Source organism: Frankia canadensis (assembly GCF_900197875.1).
Taxonomy (GTDB): Bacteria; Actinomycetota; Actinomycetes; order Frankiales; family Frankiaceae; genus Frankia; species Frankia canadensis.
On the sequence record NZ_FZMO01000081.1, the window covers coordinates 1 to 14750 of the forward strand.

The 14750-nt window shown below is 74.0% G+C and carries 17 protein-coding genes; 14 read left to right on the forward strand and 3 right to left on the reverse strand.

Translation table 11 applies throughout. From position 1 onward, the window contains the following. On the forward strand, positions 1-180 hold a 180-nt coding region (locus C1A33_RS34720; protein ID WP_207770225.1), incomplete at its 5' end, for a hypothetical protein. 386 nt (positions 181-566) lie between these two features. On the opposite strand, the gene C1A33_RS08800 is transcribed toward C1A33_RS34720, so the two are convergent. Beyond that, on the reverse strand, positions 567-1139 hold the full coding sequence (locus tag C1A33_RS08800; RefSeq protein WP_101831027.1) for a hemerythrin domain-containing protein: 573 nt from the start codon (positions 1137-1139) through the stop codon (positions 567-569). Between the two features lie 290 nt (positions 1140-1429). On the opposite strand from C1A33_RS08800, the gene gvpO reads away from it, so the two are divergent. The 9 genes from gvpO (at position 1430) to C1A33_RS08845 (ending at position 7758) form a co-directional block, all read left to right on the forward strand. After that, a complete protein-coding gene (gvpO, locus tag C1A33_RS08805) occupies positions 1430-1675 on the forward strand; it encodes a gas vesicle protein GvpO (RefSeq protein WP_243407336.1) in 246 nt (81 codons plus the stop codon). A 111-nt stretch (positions 1676-1786) separates the two neighbouring features. Further along, the gene (locus C1A33_RS08810) at positions 1787-2341 is read left to right on the forward strand and encodes a gas vesicle protein (RefSeq protein ID WP_243407337.1); all 555 of its coding nucleotides are present in this window, start codon (positions 1787-1789) and stop codon (positions 2339-2341) included. After that, positions 2338-3537, forward strand: coding sequence for a GvpL/GvpF family gas vesicle protein (locus tag C1A33_RS08815; RefSeq protein WP_101831030.1), 1200 nt, complete (start codon positions 2338-2340; stop codon positions 3535-3537). The genes C1A33_RS08810 and C1A33_RS08815 overlap by 4 nt, the downstream gene beginning before the upstream one ends. After that, the gene (locus tag C1A33_RS08820) at positions 3530-3859 is read left to right on the forward strand and encodes a gas vesicle protein (RefSeq protein ID WP_101831031.1); all 330 of its coding nucleotides are present in this window, start codon (positions 3530-3532) and stop codon (positions 3857-3859) included. Before C1A33_RS08815 ends, C1A33_RS08820 begins: the two co-directional genes overlap by 8 nt. Positions 3860-3872: 13 nt before the next feature. Then, the gene (locus tag C1A33_RS08825) at positions 3873-4391 is read left to right on the forward strand and encodes a gas vesicle protein K (protein WP_101831032.1); all 519 of its coding nucleotides are present in this window, start codon (positions 3873-3875) and stop codon (positions 4389-4391) included. Further along, positions 4388-4861 carry a gas vesicle structural protein GvpA gene (locus tag C1A33_RS08830; protein WP_101831041.1) on the forward strand — a complete coding sequence of 158 codons (474 nt, stop codon included), beginning with the start codon at positions 4388-4390 and terminating at the stop codon, positions 4859-4861. Before C1A33_RS08825 ends, C1A33_RS08830 begins: the two co-directional genes overlap by 4 nt. A gap of 1 nt (position 4862) precedes the next feature. Further along, positions 4863-5729, forward strand: a complete 867-nt coding sequence (locus tag C1A33_RS08835; protein WP_101831033.1) for a GvpL/GvpF family gas vesicle protein — start codon at positions 4863-4865, stop codon at positions 5727-5729. Beyond that, the gene (locus C1A33_RS08840) at positions 5726-6568 is read left to right on the forward strand and encodes a hypothetical protein (RefSeq protein WP_101831034.1); all 843 of its coding nucleotides are present in this window, start codon (positions 5726-5728) and stop codon (positions 6566-6568) included. Before C1A33_RS08835 ends, C1A33_RS08840 begins: the two co-directional genes overlap by 4 nt. After that, positions 6568-7758, forward strand: a complete 1191-nt coding sequence (locus C1A33_RS08845; protein ID WP_101831035.1) for an SRPBCC family protein — start codon at positions 6568-6570, stop codon at positions 7756-7758. The genes C1A33_RS08840 and C1A33_RS08845 overlap by 1 nt, the downstream gene beginning before the upstream one ends. A gap of 67 nt (positions 7759-7825) precedes the next feature. Here C1A33_RS08845 and C1A33_RS08850 read toward each other — a convergent pair whose 3' ends face one another. Continuing rightward, positions 7826-8518 carry a type 1 glutamine amidotransferase domain-containing protein gene (locus C1A33_RS08850; RefSeq protein WP_207770226.1) on the reverse strand — a complete coding sequence of 231 codons (693 nt, stop codon included), beginning with the start codon at positions 8516-8518 and terminating at the stop codon, positions 7826-7828. Between the two features lie 241 nt (positions 8519-8759). Here C1A33_RS08850 and mscL point away from each other — a divergent pair, with 241 nt between their 5' ends. Beyond that, complete coding sequence (mscL, locus tag C1A33_RS08855) at positions 8760-9272, forward strand: large conductance mechanosensitive channel protein MscL (RefSeq protein ID WP_101831037.1); 513 nt, start codon at positions 8760-8762, stop codon at positions 9270-9272. A gap of 188 nt (positions 9273-9460) precedes the next feature. Here the strand turns inward: mscL and C1A33_RS08860 are convergent, their stop codons facing one another. Further along, a complete protein-coding gene (locus C1A33_RS08860; protein WP_101831038.1) occupies positions 9461-11287 on the reverse strand; it encodes an RCC1 domain-containing protein in 1827 nt (608 codons plus the stop codon). Between the two features lie 68 nt (positions 11288-11355). Here C1A33_RS08860 and C1A33_RS34725 point away from each other — a divergent pair, with 68 nt between their 5' ends. From C1A33_RS34725 to C1A33_RS08870, 3 genes are all read left to right on the forward strand, one after another. Next, positions 11356-11550 carry a hypothetical protein gene (locus C1A33_RS34725; RefSeq protein WP_165818298.1) on the forward strand — a complete coding sequence of 65 codons (195 nt, stop codon included), beginning with the start codon at positions 11356-11358 and terminating at the stop codon, positions 11548-11550. Between the two features lie 212 nt (positions 11551-11762). Then, positions 11763-13382 carry a phytoene desaturase family protein gene (locus C1A33_RS08865; RefSeq protein ID WP_101831039.1) on the forward strand — a complete coding sequence of 540 codons (1620 nt, stop codon included), beginning with the start codon at positions 11763-11765 and terminating at the stop codon, positions 13380-13382. A 197-nt stretch (positions 13383-13579) separates the two neighbouring features. Next, positions 13580-14750: FAD-dependent oxidoreductase (locus C1A33_RS08870; protein ID WP_101831040.1), on the forward strand; the 1171-nt coding region annotated here is incomplete at its 3' end.

Below are 14750 nucleotides of genomic sequence, written 5' to 3' on the forward strand. Positions count from 1 at the left end.
CGGGAACGGGTGACACGGCTGGGTGATGCCCGATTCTGGAACGCCATGCACTGGGAGGTGCTCGCCCGCCAGTCCGCCGGCGCCGACGAACGGGAGATGGCTGAGGCCCTGTTCGTCACCCCCAGCACCATTCACGACATCCTGACAGCGGCCCGCCCGCACCTCGACGCCCCGGCCTGACCGCCGGCCCCACCGTTGCGTGAAGGCATGCAGAGCTCACCGACGCTGATGCTCCTGTCACCGCGTGGGTCTCGCCGTGTTCGCGACGGTAACTCCCGGTTGACCTGTGATGGAGGTCGCTCTGGTCCGCGCGGTCGGTGCGACACGACGCGGCGCTGAACGCGCCGCCCGGTGCCGGTCAGGACTTTCCTACCGGCGGGATCCCCCATTGGCCCGATGATCCGCGCTGCGAGCCGGAACCTTCTGGGGCCGTACGATCGCCCTGCGCCACCGCGCGGGCGGGAAGGCCCCGCCGCTGGCTTCCGGCGGCCCGCTCGAGGACGCGGCCGACCTCGCCACGGGGGTGGCCGCACGCCCTGACGCGGGTCAGCGGGCCCTGATGGCGGTCAGCGGACCGCGTCGCGGACGCGGTCGATGATCGAGGCGATCGGGCCGACGGTCCACTGCGCGGTCGTGGAGCCCGCGGTCGAGGCGTGCGGGTGCGTCGGGGCGAACCGCTCCGCGGTACGCAGCCGGCGGCCCATGGTCTCGAGCTGCTCCTCCTGGCGGGCGGCGCGCAGCCGGGGGAACTCCTCGCGTTCCTCGTGCTCGGCGTGTTCCGAGACGGACTGCTCGAACCGCGCCAGCTCGAAGGCGAAGTCGTCGCTGTGCACGTCCATCTTCTCCAGGCGGCTGAGCATCTTGGTGGCCTTGTGCTCCTCCTCGTTGCAGGCCTCGGCCAGCTGCCGGTCGGACTGCCGGCTGACCGGGCGCACGATCATCTCCTCCGCGGTCTCGTGCGCGGCGAGCAGCGCCCGCAGCTCGTCGAAGGCCCGCTCCTTGTGCTCACCCGTGGCGGTTCGCACCTCGGCGAACAGGTCGCGGATGCGGGCGTGCTGGGTGAGCAGGATGCCCACCACATCGTCCTCGGGAAGGCCGGCGGCCGCGGCTCGCTCGGCGTCCGCTTCGGTCCTGGTCACGAGATCCTCCTTGTTGGGCGCGGCTGTCCTCCTGTTCGGCCATGCCCCTCCGGCCCGTCCCAAACCACCGCGCGGGCCTGGCTGACGGGCGGCCCCGGCCCGGGGTTTCGGGGCGGACCGGCGGGGAAGGGCCTGAGGTCTAAGGCCCTGGCTTCGACGCCGTGCCCCCGCCGTGACGGCGACCGCGCCGTCGCGTACCCACGAACTCGGACGAGGACGGCGGGTGGCTCATGGGCGCCGCCGACGACCCGCCCGGTCCCGGGGCAGCGCCTCGGACGGGGAGGTCCGACGTGACCGACATCCTGCCCGCGGCACTGCGCCAGTTCGCCGCCGTCTCCCGCCAGGAACCCGAACGGGTCTCCGGGGTGCGGCGCACGGACGAGGGCTGGTCGGTGCTGGCGGACGTGGTCGAGCTGGAGCGGATCCCCTCGACCACCAGCGTGGTGGCGACCTACCGCATCGACGTGGACGACGAGGGCGGCCTGATCGGCTACGAGCGTCTGCGGCGCTTCGTGCGCGGCGCGACCGACAGCTGACGGACCAGGACCGGCGGCGCGACCCGCACCGCATGACCGGAGAACGACGACCTGGGAACGCTGCCGGACCCAGCAGCGCCTCGACGCGACCAGCTCCCCGACGGGGTCACCATGGCACGACCGGACATCGCCGCGACCGCCGCCAATCCGGCGGTCAGGGGCAGTCGTGGGCCCATGGCGACAGCCTCGCCATCGGCGCCGCTGCGGGGCTGGAGCGGCACCCGGACCGACACCCTCGCCGACGTCCTCGAACGCGTCCTCGACAAGGGCGTCGTGATCGTGGGCGACGTGGTGGTCAGCGTGCTCGACGTCGAGCTGCTCACCCTCAAGCTGCGGCTGTTCATCGCCTCGGCCGACACCGCCCGGGAGATGGGCCTGGACTGGTGGACGACCGATCCCTTCTACTCGTCGCGGGCCCGCGAGGCACAGTCCGACGACCAGCGCGACCAGCGCGATCTCCCGCCGGAGAGCCAGGGTCAGGTGCGGGCGCGCAGCCCGCGCGAGCTGCGCGCGGAGAACGCGCGCCTGCGAGCTCGGCTGAACGCCCTCGAGGCCGCGTCGGACGACGACGCGGCGATCCCCGCCACCGGACGTGCGGTCGCGGCCGAGCCCGCGGCACCCGCCGCCGATGGTGAGCGACCGGCCGGGGCGGCGAGAGCGCGATGACGAACCCGCTGAGCGAGCTGGGCCGGCGCCTCGCGCCGGGCGTGCTGGCCGACGCGGTGCCCGAGGCCCAGCAGCTCGCCCGTCGTCGGATCGCCGAACGGCTCGCCACGGAGATCGCCGCGCAGATCATGGCCTCGGCACCTCCCCCGATCGTCGACACCCCGTCGCCCGAGCCGGTCACCGAGACCGCCGAGGACTCCGTCGCCGAACCCGTCGCCGAACCTGTCGCCGAGGAGAGGACCGGCGGCGGCGACGGCGCCCCCGCGCCGCGGGAAGCCACTACGGCGGTGCGCACGGGCCTGTATGCGTACGGCGTGGCGCCGGCGGGGGTGGACGTCGGCGGGATCACGCGCCTGCACGACGATGCCGGCCCCGCGCGGACGATCGCCCGCGACGGGCTCGCGCTGGTCGTCTCGGACATCGACGTCGGCCTGCTGGAGGGGATCGAGGAGGACCTGAGCGAGTCCGGCCGGCTGGCGGCGCTCGCGCAGCGCCACGATGCCGTCCTGCGGGAGCTCATGGAACGCGGAAGCGTTCTGCCGCTGCGCTTCGGCACGGTCCTGCGCGGGCCGGACCACGCCGCCGAGGTCCTCGACGATCCGGACGGCGGCCTCACCGCGCTGCTCGCCGCCGTCCGCGGCGCCCGCGAATGGGGGCTGCGCGTCGAGCGTGACGCCGGCCGGGACAGCCCTGCGAAGCGGGAGGAAGGCCGGCCCCAACCCACCGGCCCGCCGAGGGCGCAGGACGCGGCGGAGGGCGAAGCGCGCGGGCGCGGCGCGGGGGCGGAGTACCTCGCGTCACGCCGGGCGTCGCTGCACGCGGCCGAACGCCAGCGTGTCCAGACCGCGCAGCTCCTCGACCGGGTGGATCACGCGCTCTGCGCGCACGCACGCGACGCGACCACCCGCGGGCGGCGGCCGGGCCGCCTGTTCGACCGCGCCTACCTGGTGGACACGGCGCGGGAGGAAGCCTTCCTCGACGCTGCCCGGCGGGCGGTCGACGAGGTGCGCGCCGCCGGGCTGGCGGCGGAGCTGACGGGCCCGTGGCCGCCGTACTCGTTCGTCGACGTCACGCTCGGTGCCCTGGACCCGCTGGACGTGCCCGCCGTCATCGGCTCGCCGGCCGTGCCCGGTCTCGTCGGCGCGCCAGGTGCTCCCGCCACCGGCCAGGGCGGAGCGGAGGCCGGCGATGGCTGATCCGACGGCCGTGCCCCGCGCACGTGCGGCCGCCCCGGCGGCCGGCGGCACCTATTACCACGTCCCCGGCGCGTCCCCGCGGGCACAGCCCACCCCACGGGCGCAGGCTCCCCCACAGGGGCAGGCACTGGTGGACCTGCTCGACCGGCTGGTGGACAGCGGCGCTGTCGTGAGCGGGCAGGTCGTCGTCGCACTGGCAGGGGTGGAACTGCTCAAGGTCGATCTGCGCCTGCTGCTCGTCGGTGTCCAGACGGCGATCGAGGGCGGCCGCCGCGGCGGTTCGCCCGGCGGGTCCGCGTCCGCGCCCGGGAGGCCGTCATGATGGGCACACCGCCATGACGGCGCGCGGGCCCGCGGCGCGGGGCGGGGCCGAGCGGCGCCAGGCACTGCGGCTCGATGCGGACCCCGAGGACGTCGGCCGGGGGTTGGGCCAGCTCGTCGTGGCCGTCCTGGAGCTGCTCCGCGAGCTGCTGGAACGCCAGGCCATCCGGCGGATGGACGGCGGCGACCTCTCGGACGACCAGGTCGAGGACCTCGGCCGGAGCCTGATCGAGGTCCGGCGCAGCATCGAACGGCTGCGCACCTCGCTCGCGCTGTCCGATCAGGACGCGGACGAGGCCGTCTCCCTCGCGCGCGACGTCCTGGGCGCGCCCGCGCCCCCCGGCGCGCGCTCGTTCGCGTCGCCCGCGGCGGGGGACCGCGCCGACCGCGCCGCCCGGGCCGAACCGGCCGAGACCGCCGCGGCGACAACGTCTACAACAACCGAAACGTCCGGAGTAGCCGAGACGTCCCACCAGCGGCCATCGGCCGCGCCAGAGGATGTCGTCTCGCTGAAGGCGAGGTGCTCGCGATGAGCGTCGTCAGTCACCCCGTCGGCCGGGCCCCGCAGCCCAGTGGGCTCGCCGACGTCCTCGACGTGGTGCTGGACAAGGGCATCGTCATCGACGCCTACGTGCGCGTGGCGCTGGTCGGCATCGAGATCCTCACGATCGACGCCCGGATCGTGATCGCCAGCGTCGACACCTATCTGCGGTTCGCGGAGGCGGTGAACCGGCTCGATCTGCGACCACAGGAACAGGTGGCGGGTCTGCCCGGGCTGATGCACGAGGTGACCGACGGCACCGCGCGGCACAAGGCGAAGGGCGCGACCCAGGGGGCGCTCGGCGGCCTGAAGGACGCCGGCGGCGACGTGGTCGGCGCGCTGCGGGACTCGCTGTCCGGCGCCAGCGGGTCGGTCGACGACCAGGAGACCGAGCCGGCCCGCAGGCGAGCCCAGGACGAGCGCCGCGTGCCCTCGGAACGCCGCAGCGGACGGGAGGCGTGAGATGTCCGTGATCGTGTACGGCGTGACGAAGGTCGATCATCCCGAGCCTGAGCCCGCGCCGGTCGGCCTCGGCGAGCCGGGCGGCCCGGTCCATCTGGTCCGCCTCGGTCCGCTCGCGGCGGCCGTCAGCGCGACCGCGAGACTCGGCGTCCTCGGCGAGCAGGAGGCGATGCGGCATGTCGACATCCTGCGGCTCCTGCTCGAGGCCGGCCCGGTGCTGCCGATGCGGCTGGGCACCGTCGCGCCGGACGAGGAGTCGGTGCGCAACGAGGTCCTGGCACCGGTCGGGGACATGCTGCCCGAACGGCTCGACGCCATCGACGGTGTGGTCGAACTGCGCGTGGAGGCGGAGGAGGACGAGCGCAGCGCACTCGCCGCCGTGCTTCCCGGGTCTGCGCTGGCGGGGACCACCATCCCGGCCGACCTGGACAGCCGGATCCGTCTCGGCGAGCGCGTCGCCGACCTCGTCGTCGCCCGCCGGATCGCGCAGGCGGAGGACGTCCTGGCGCTGCTGCGGCCGCTGGCGCGCGCCGACCGGTCTCGCCGGCGCCACGGCGGCCCCGAGGATCCCGTACTCAGCTGGGCCTTCATGGTGGCGACCGAGGACGTGGCGGAGTTCGGCGCCGCCCTGCGTCGCGCCCGCGTCGCGCATCCCGAACTCGTGATCGAGCAGGTCGGCCCGCTGCCGGCCGTCAGCTTCGTCGACCTGCCTCCCGAACTCGGCGGCCGGGTGGCCCAGGACGACCCACAGGCGGGTTGGACGGGTCGTCCAGGGGAGGCAGCCGGGGACACCTTCGCCGGCACCGGGCGGTGGGGCTGGGGAGATCCAACCAATCGCACCGACCAGGGGAAAGGTGAGGAGTCGTGAGCAACGCGAAGATCGCGGGTGCGCTCGTCGGCGGATACCTGCTGGGCCGCACCAAGAAGGCGAAGTTCGCGGTCCGCACCGCCATGTGGCTCACCGGTCGCAAATACAACGCCCAGGACATCCTGCGTGACCAGGTGGTGACGCTGCTGCGGTCCGAGGAGGGGCAGCAGATCATCGCGCAACTGCGCGGCCCGGCGGCCGACGCGGTGCGCCAGGCGCTGCTGTCGGCCTACGAGGCCCAGGCGGAACGCCTCGCCGACGGCCTCCACGGGCGACTGAGCCGCCTCGTCCCCGACGCCGGGGGCAACGGTCGGGAGGAGAGCGGTGCCGAAGATGTCGCCGGTGCCAAGAAGAAGCTCGGTGGCGTCGGGAAGGCCGCGACCGGGACGGTGTCAGCGGTGGCGGGCGCCGTGACCAGCCGCGGGCGCGCGGCCGGCGACCAGGGCGAGGGCGCTGAGGACGAACGCGCCGAGGACGAGACCCCCCAGGACGAGCAGTACCAGCAGGACGAGGAGGACCAGGCCGAAGACGGCCAGAACGAACAGGACGCCGGGGGCGGGGGCCACCAGGGCGAGACCGCCGACGGCGATGAGGACGAGGCTGCCGAGAGCGAGGAGTTCGAGACCGCACAGGGCACCGAGGGTGGGGCCGCCGAGGGCGTCGAGAGCGAGGCAGCCAGGGACGAGCGCGAGCAGAGCAAGGGCGACGAGGGCGAGGGCGAGGACGAGCTGGCGGAGCCGGCACCCGCGGCCAGGACCAGGGACGCCGGACCGGAGCGTGCCCCCGCCGGTCGTCAGGCACGTGCGCGGGAGCCGCGGGCAGGCCGGAAGGAGATGTGATGACCGAGGCGACGGGCACCAGGCCGACGGGACTGCTGGACGCACTGCGACACAGCCCCGCCAGCGAGCGGCTCCGCCAGGAGGCGAAGGATCTCGCCAAGGCACAGGCCACGAATCTGGCCGGAGATCTCGGCAAGCGCGTCACCGCCGGCGCCGAGAAGCTGGGCGGAGGCGGCGAGGGCGGCGAGGGCTCCGCGCTGCTCGGGGGGGCGAAGCGGATCGCCGAGGGACAGTCGCCGATGCGGGCGGCAGCCGGCACCGCGATGGATTCCGCCAAGAACAAGATCAGGGGTCTGTTCCGGCGCGGCAAGTCCAAGCAGCGGTCGGGGCAGCAGAAGGTGACGAACATCCAGGAGGCGCTCGACGTCGGCGTGCCGGTGTCGGTCGCCTACGACCAGTGGACCCAGTTCCCCCAGTTCTCCCGGTTCATGAAGGGGGTGGAGGGCGTCGACGCGAAGAGTGAGACCGAGCAGAACTGGCGGATCAAGGTCTTCAAGTCGCGGCGCTCCTGGAAGGGGACGACGACGGAGCAGATCCCCGACCGCCGGATCGCCTGGACCGCGCAGGGCGCCAAAGGGTCGACGAAGGGCGTCGTCACCTTCCATCCGCTGGCCGACGACCTCACGCGCCTGCTGCTGAGCATGGAGTACTACCCGAGCGGGTTCTTCGAGAAGACCGGCAACATCTGGCGCGCGGGCGGGCGCCGAGCCCGTCTCGACCTGAAGCACTTCCGGCGCTTCATCACAATGCGCAACGAGGCCACCGGCTCGTGGCGCGGCGAGATCCAGGAGGGCAAGGTCGTCGCCCAGCCCGACGAGCTCGAGGGCCAGGAGGGCCAGGAGGGCCAGGAGGAACAGGAGGGCCAGGAGGAGCAGCGGAAGGATCTGGAGGATCAGGACCGGGACACCTCCGGGGACGAGGGTGCGCCCGCCGGCGAGGACACGGAGCGCACCGAGGCCGGGTCGCAGGAGAGCGGCACAGAGGAACGCTCCGACGCCGGCAACGGCGACCAGGAGCAGGCCGATGCCAGTGAGGGCGGCGATGCCAGTGGGGGCGGCGATGCCGGCGAGGGCGGCAAGGCCAGGAAGACGCGGCCGGCGGCCGGCAGGGAACGCACGGGCGGGGGAAAGATGCGGGGGCTGGCGCCCGCGCCCGGTCGGGTGGCTGAACGGGCGCGGGTGGGCCCCTGATCTCGTCGGACCGGCTGACGGTCGTTTTGTTTGCGGGCTCGCCGATGATCGGCGCTCTGCGGTCCATTCAGGACAGTACCGCCAGCAGCCGTTGCGCCAGCACGGCGGCGGACGCGGGGTTCTGCCCGGTGTAGAGGTTGCGGTCGACCACCGTGTAGGGCTTCCAGATCTCGCCGCGGGTGAAGTGGACGCCCAGGTCGTTCAGGGCGTCCTCCAACAGCCAGCGTGCCTTCGGGCCGAGGCCCACGGCGTTTTCCTCGTCGTTGGTGAAGCCGGTGACCCGATAGCCGGCAAAGGGGGAGACGCCGTGAATCCGGGTGGCGAGCAACGCGGCCGGGGCGTGGCAGACGACGGCCAGCGGTTTGCCGGAGGCGAGCGCCGCGGTCAGCAGCCGGCCGGCGTCCGCGTCGTTCCACAGGTCCTCCATCGGCCCGTGACCGCCGGGAAAGTAGACGGCGTCATAGTCGGCCAGACGGGCGTCGCGGATCTGGATCGGCCTGCGCATCTCCTCCGCGGAACGGATGACGTTCTCCAGGTCGAGGGCGGTCCGCGCATCGCCCGCCAGGTCGGGGCGAAGGCTCATCATGTCCACCGTCGGGATCGCCCCGCCGGGCGTGGCGACGACGACCCGGTGGCCGGCCGCGGCGAGCGTCCGGTACGGGGCGGCGAACTCCTCCGCCCAGTAGCCGGTGGCATGGCGGGTGCCATCCCGCAACGTCCAGTACGCGGCTCCGGTCATGGCGAACAGCAAGGTGGCCATCAGTCTCGCGTCTCCTCGTGTCTGTTCGGTCGGGTCCCTTTAGGCGATGCCGTCATCACCCTGCGACGCTACGAAAGCGTTCCGATGAGCACCAGTGGGTGCCAGCGCGGTGCCCGGGGCGGGCCGAGGCGGGTTACATCCGCCTTCGGTCGGAGATAACGGAACGCGGTGCTGATCTCGGCGCCGGTTCGGGGCGCTGCCCCACCGCCAGGTCCCCGTCGGAAGCGCTAAGGAGTAGTCCGTGTTCGGCTTCAGGAAGGTCGTCGACCGTGGCCGGGGAGTGGTCGAACCGACCACTCGACTCATCCGTCCCGGCCTAACCGGGTTCAAGCAGTTCCTCATGCGGGGGAACATCGTCGACCTCGCGGTGGCAGTCGTCATCGGCACCGCCTTCACCGCCGTGGTGAAGGCCTTGGTCGACAACCTGCTCACGCCGCTGATCGCCGCGATCGGCGGCAAGCCGGACTTCGCCGGCCTGCGGTTCACGATCCACCACAGCGTCTTCCGCTACGGCCTTTTCCTCAACGCCCTGGTCACGTTTATGATCGTCGCGGCAACCGTCTACTTCTTCGTCGTCCTGCCGATCGCGAAGGCGAACGACCTGCGCCGGCGCGGCCATCCGCAGCCCGAGGCGGAGCCCGCGATCAGCGACGAGGCCCGCCTGCTCACCGAGATCCGCGACCTGCTCGCCGGCGCCGCTCCCCGACCCCCCAGCCAGGGCACCGAGGCCGGCGCCGTCCTCGCCGCCGAGTAGCCCCGCGCCCTCGCGTGCACCACGGCGCCGAACGCCGCCCGGCAGTACGGTCGCTGGGGATCGTGACGTTTGGTTTGTGAGCCTGGGCGACCTGGCGTCGAGGGTGACAGCGAGTCCGTCCTCGGTCAGGTGAGCGCCATGCCCGGCAACCGCTGACCGGACGAGGGCCGCACCAGGGGATCGCGGTGTCAGCGGACCTCGTCGCCGCCGGGAGAGATGGTGGTCACGCCACCAGGGGCGTTGTGATGGACGGTGATGTTCTTGTTCGATCCGGGCCGGCCGTCGATGGTGGTCCACCAGACGACGCAGGAGTCGCCGACCGGCAGCGTTGCGGGGCACTCGTTGGTGACCGCGGCGGTGCTGTTCTCCGCCGCGGTGACCGAGCTGATCTCCAGCGGGGCAGTGCCGGTGCTGATGATCCTGATGGCGGTGCAGTGGTTGCAGCCCGGCGGGACGGCGGCCGACTCCCAGAAGATGCCCGGCCCGGTCGGCGCCTCGATCGGCACCGTGACGGTGCGGCCGCCGGTGGCGCCGGTGCTGTCGGTCACGGTCGCGGTGGCCCGGTAGTTGCCGGGGGTGCGGTAGACGTGGGTCGCCGTCGGGCTGGAACCGGGTCCGGCGATGGTGCCATCGCCGAAGTCGAACGTGTACGAGACGAGGGGTGCCGCGCCGGCCGCTGAGCCGGCCGCGTTCGCGGTGACGCGGGTCGGGGCGAAGCCGCGGGGCGGCGTGACGGACAGCCGGGCCGACGGCGCGCCCCGGCCGGGTCCGTGTCCCGGGCGCGGCCGGGCGGATCCCAGGGCGTACCCGGTCTGGAAGCCGGCGCCGAGGGCGGTGACGGGCACCGGCAGGGCGACCTGAACCGGTGTGAAGCTGGTGGTGGTGGTGCCGTCGCCGAGCTGGCCTTGGTCGTTGGCACCCCAGGCCCAGGCCGTGCCGTCCACCCGCACCGCCTGGGCCCAGTACTCGCCGGCCGTCACGGCGCGCACGCCGCCGAGCCCCTCGACCTCGACGGGTGCCCGCCGGTCGACGGTGGTGCCGTCGCCGAGCTGGCCGGCCCCGTTGTACCCCCAGGAACGGACGGTGCCGTCCCGGCGGACGGCGTATGCCGAGCTCCATCCGGCGGCGAGGGAGACGACCTGATCCAGCCCGCTGACCTGGACGGGCACGCTGCTGTCGGTCGTGGTGCCGTCGCCGAGACCGCCGAAGTAGTTCCAGCCCCAGGAACGCACGGTGCCGTCGGCGAGGATCGCGTACCCGGCGCCGCGTCCGGCGGCGATGCCTCTCACCCCGGTCAGTCCGCTGACCTGCACCGGAGTGGAACTGGCGGTGGCGGTGTTGTTGCCGAGCTGCCCGTTGCCGCCGCTGCCCCAGGCCCAGACCGTGCCGTCGCGGCGCAGGGCATAGGTGGTCCAGGTCTCGGCGGCAAGGGCTGTCACGTCGTGGAGACCGTTGACCTGGACCGGTGTGGAACTGTCGGTGGTGGTGCCGTTGCCCAGCTGGCCGGCGATGTTGAGACCCCAGCCCCAGACGGTGCCGTCGCGGCGCAACGCGTAGGCGGACTCGTCGCCGCCGGCGATGGCGGTCGCCTCGGTGAGGCCCTCGACCCGCACGGGCGTGGCGTGATCTGTGGTGGTGCCGTCGCCGAGCTGGCCCACACGGTTGGCGCCCCAGGCCCAGACGGTTCCGTCGCGGCGCAGGGCGTAGCCGGAGGAGGACCCGCCGGCGATCGCCGTGACGCTGTCGACCCCGGCGACCGGGAAGGGGCGATGCTCGTCGATCCGGCCGCCGTTGCCGAGCTGGCCGGCCCAGTTCGCACCCCACGCCCATGCCACCCGGGCGCCGGAGGCCGGCGGGGGCACGTCGGCGCCCGCCGGTCCGTGACCGGGTGAGAGCGCGGCCTGTCCCGCGAACGCCGCGGTCGGCGTCAACGCGACGGTGCACCCGACGACGGCGGTAACGAGCGCGCTGGCTCCCGTTCTCCACGGACGGCGTGTCCTCGGCAGTGCGGCCATCACCAGTACTCCTCGTTCGGACGGGCGCAAATCTGACGCGGAGTGTAATCGCATGACTCCTATGTGTCGTGCATCCTGGTGAGGTGTCTCCGCGGGTCGTCGCCGACGACGGCGGCGAGCCGGGTCCGGGCGCCGAGCGCGGCCCCGGCGACCGCCGCGTTGCCGGCGCCGCCCACCCGGCTGGCCGCCCCACCGTCCACAGGATCGGCCAGGCCGCGGAGAAGGCCGTCGACGCGGTCCGCAACGCCGTCACCCCCGGCTGACGCGCCGATCAGGTGCCGGCGGCCGCGCCGCTGGTGGGGCTGGAGGGATCGCCGAACCCGTCGTGCCCGAGCCGCGCCCGCCTCCCGTGCCGCCGGCGATGAGGTAGACGGGGGTAGGAAACGGTTATGGACGGTCTGGACCGTGACGATGTCTCGCCGCCGCCCCGTGAGGGCCGTCGCGGGGCGGCCGGGACCTGAGCTGGAGGGCGGCCGTGGCCGACGCGATCGTGATCGGTGCCGGGGTGAACGGGCTGGTGGCGGCGAACCTGCTCGCGGACGCGCGGTGGGACGTCATCGTGTGCGAGGCGGCGGACGAGCCGGGCGGCGCCTGCCGGTCGGCCGAAGCGGTCGCACCCGGGTATGTCACCGACCTGTTCAGCGCCTTCTATCCGCTGACCGCCGCGTCCCCGGTGATGCGCGGGCTCGGCCTGGAGGAGCACGGCCTGCGCTGGTCGCGGGCGCCGAGCGTGCTCGCCCATCCCACCGCGGACGGCAGGTGCGCCGTGCTGTCGACGGACCTGGACCGCACTGCGGAGTCGCTCGCCTCCTACGCGGCGGCGGACGGGCCCGCCTGGCGCGCGCTGTTCGACCGCTGGCGGACGGTCCGGGAACCGCTGGTCGAGGCGCTCGTGGGGGTGCCGTTTCCGCCGGTGCGCGCCGGAACCCGGTTCGCCCGGGCGCTGGGAGCGGCGGGGACGTTGCGGTTCGCCCGGTTCGCCACCCTTCCGGTGCGCCGGTTCGCGGAGGAGGAGTTCGCCGGCGACGGCGCGGGCCTGTTGCTGGCTGGCAACGCCCTGCACACCGACCTCGCCCCGGAGGCGGCCGGGTCGGCGCTGTTCGGCTGGCTGCTGACAATGCTCGGCCAGGACGTGGGCTACCCCGTCCCGACGGGCGGCGCGGGCCAGCTCACCGCGGCGCTGGTCCACCGCCTGCGCGTCCGCGGTGGAATGGTGCGCACCGCCTCGCCGGTCGCCGGCGTCCTCGTCCGCGACGGCCAGGCGCAGGGCGTCCGGCTGGCGGACGGCAGCACGCTGCGGGCCCGGCGTGCGGTCATCGCGGACGTGAACGCGGTGTCCCTGTACCGGCACCTCGTCGCCGCGGAGCAGCTACCCGCCCGACTGCTCGATGATCTCGCCCGGTTCCACTGGGACAACTCGACCTTCAAGGTCAACTGGGCGCTCCGCGGCCCGATCCCCTGGTCGGACCCGCGGTGCGCGGATGCGGGCACGGTCCATCTCGGCGGCACGATGGACGATCTGACGCTGATGTCGGCGCAGCTCGCATGCCGGACGATTCCCCACGACCCGTTCCTCGTGATCGGGCAGATGACGACCGCCGACCCCACCCGCTCACCCGCCGGCACCGAGAGCGCCTGGGCCTACTTCCACGTGCCGCAGGAACCGCGCGCCGACGCCGGCGGTGAACAGATCACCGGCCGCTGGGGGCCCGAGGACGTCGCCCGGCTCGCGGACCGGGCGGAACGCAGGATCGAGCGGATGGCACCCGGCTTCCGTGATCGCGTCGTGGGCCGGGACGTCCAGTCCCCGCTGGCCCTGCAGGCGGCGAACGCCGCCCTGCACCGGGGCGCGCTGAACGGCGGCACCGCCGGGCTGCACCAGCAGCTGATGTTTCGGCCCGTGCCGGGCCTGGGCCGGCCGGAGACCCCGGTGCGCGGGCTCTACCTGGCGTCGATGTCCGCGCACCCGGGCGGTGGCGTCCACGGAGGCCCGGGCGCGATGGCCGCCCGCGTGGCCCTGCGCACGGCCGGGACGTTCGGCCCCGTGCGCCGCGCCGCGGTCCGGGCCGCGCACGCCCGGATCTACGCGCCGTGACCGTCAGGGCCGGCCGAGCGCCGCCTGTTCCAGGCGCCGCGGGGTCTCGACGGGACGACGCTCGGATTCCTGGCCGCCGACCCGCGCCGGGCGGTCCGCGGCGCCTGGCTCTGACGGCGTGAGTGGTCGTCAACGGGGCAGAACGGCCCACGAGGGGAGCCACCCCGGCGTCACCCGACGAGGTCAGGGGAGCCGTGATGGAGACAACCGGGCTGTCCGGGTCGCGCGTCGTCGTCGTCGGCGGCGGGCCGGCGGGGATGATGCTGGGACTGCTGCTGGCCCGGGCCGGCGTCGAGGTGGTGGTGCTGGAGAAGCACGCCGACTTCGCCCGCGACTTCCGCGGCGACACGATCCACCCGTCGACGATGGCCGTGATGGACGAGCTGGGCCTGCTCGAGGAGTTCCTGCGCATCCCGCACACCCGGGCCGACGACCTCACCATCCGGGTCGACGGCCGCGCGCGGCGCTTCGTCGACTTCCGCGGGATGCACGTGCCGTGCTCGTACATCGCGCTGATGCCCCAGTGGGACTTCCTGGACTTCCTCGCCCGGCACGCGGCGGCCTACCCGACGTTCCGCCTGGCGATGCGGACCCGGGCCACCGACCTGCTCTGGGACGGCGGGCGGGTCGTCGGCGTGCGGGCGAGCGGACCGGGCGGCGACGCGGAGCTCACCGCCGACCTGGTGGTGGCCACGGACGGCCGGCACTCGATCATCCGGGCCCAGGCGGAGCTGCCGGTGCGCACCCGCGGCGTGCCGTTCGACGTGCTGTGGTTCCGGCTACCGAAGGGCGACAGCCCCGGCGACGCGACGTTCACCCTGGCGCACGTCCGGGACGGCAGCGCGCTCATCACCCTGGACCGCCGCGAGTACTGGCAGTGCGGGCTGGTCGTCCGCAAGGAGGCCCTCGACCGGCTGCGGGCCGACGGCCTGCCCGCCTTCCGCGCGCACATCGCCGCCGTCGCCCCGGTCCTCGCCCCGGTGGTCGCCACGATCATCGACTGGGAGCAGGTGAAGACGCTGGTCGTCCGGGTGGACCGGCTGGTCCGCTGGTACCGCCCCGGACTGCTGTGCATCGGCGACGCGGCGCACGCCATGTCGCCGGCGGGCGGGGTCGGCGTCAACTACGCCGTCGCGGACGCGGTGGCGACCGCGAACCTGCTCGCCGCCCGCCTGCGTGACGGTCGGGTCCGCCCCCGCGACCTGCGCCGGGTGCAGCGCCGCCGCGGCTGGCCGGTGCGCCTCATGCAGCACATCCAGACGGCGCAGGGCGCGCTGGTCGGCCGCATGCTGCCCGGTGTCGGCGCCCCGGCGGCCCAACCGGCGCCCGACCGCCGCGCATCGTGGGCGGGTCGCGGGGTGAGGCGGC

Coding starts and splice junctions, on each gene's coding strand:
- C1A33_RS08845 (WP_101831035.1), top strand. CDS start 6,568: ATGACCGAGGCGACGGGCACCAGGCCGACGGGACTGCTGGACGCACTG.
- C1A33_RS08860 (WP_101831038.1), bottom strand. CDS start 11,287: ATGGCCGCACTGCCGAGGACACGCCGTCCGTGGAGAACGGGAGCCAGC.
- C1A33_RS08820 (WP_101831031.1), top strand. CDS start 3,530: ATGGCTGATCCGACGGCCGTGCCCCGCGCACGTGCGGCCGCCCCGGCG.
- C1A33_RS08835 (WP_101831033.1), top strand. CDS start 4,863: ATGTCCGTGATCGTGTACGGCGTGACGAAGGTCGATCATCCCGAGCCT.
- C1A33_RS08815 (WP_101831030.1), top strand. CDS start 2,338: ATGACGAACCCGCTGAGCGAGCTGGGCCGGCGCCTCGCGCCGGGCGTG.
- C1A33_RS08850 (WP_207770226.1), bottom strand. CDS start 8,518: ATGGCCACCTTGCTGTTCGCCATGACCGGAGCCGCGTACTGGACGTTG.
- C1A33_RS08825 (WP_101831032.1), top strand. CDS start 3,873: ATGACGGCGCGCGGGCCCGCGGCGCGGGGCGGGGCCGAGCGGCGCCAG.
- C1A33_RS08810 (WP_243407337.1), top strand. CDS start 1,787: ATGGCACGACCGGACATCGCCGCGACCGCCGCCAATCCGGCGGTCAGG.
- C1A33_RS08830 (WP_101831041.1), top strand. CDS start 4,388: ATGAGCGTCGTCAGTCACCCCGTCGGCCGGGCCCCGCAGCCCAGTGGG.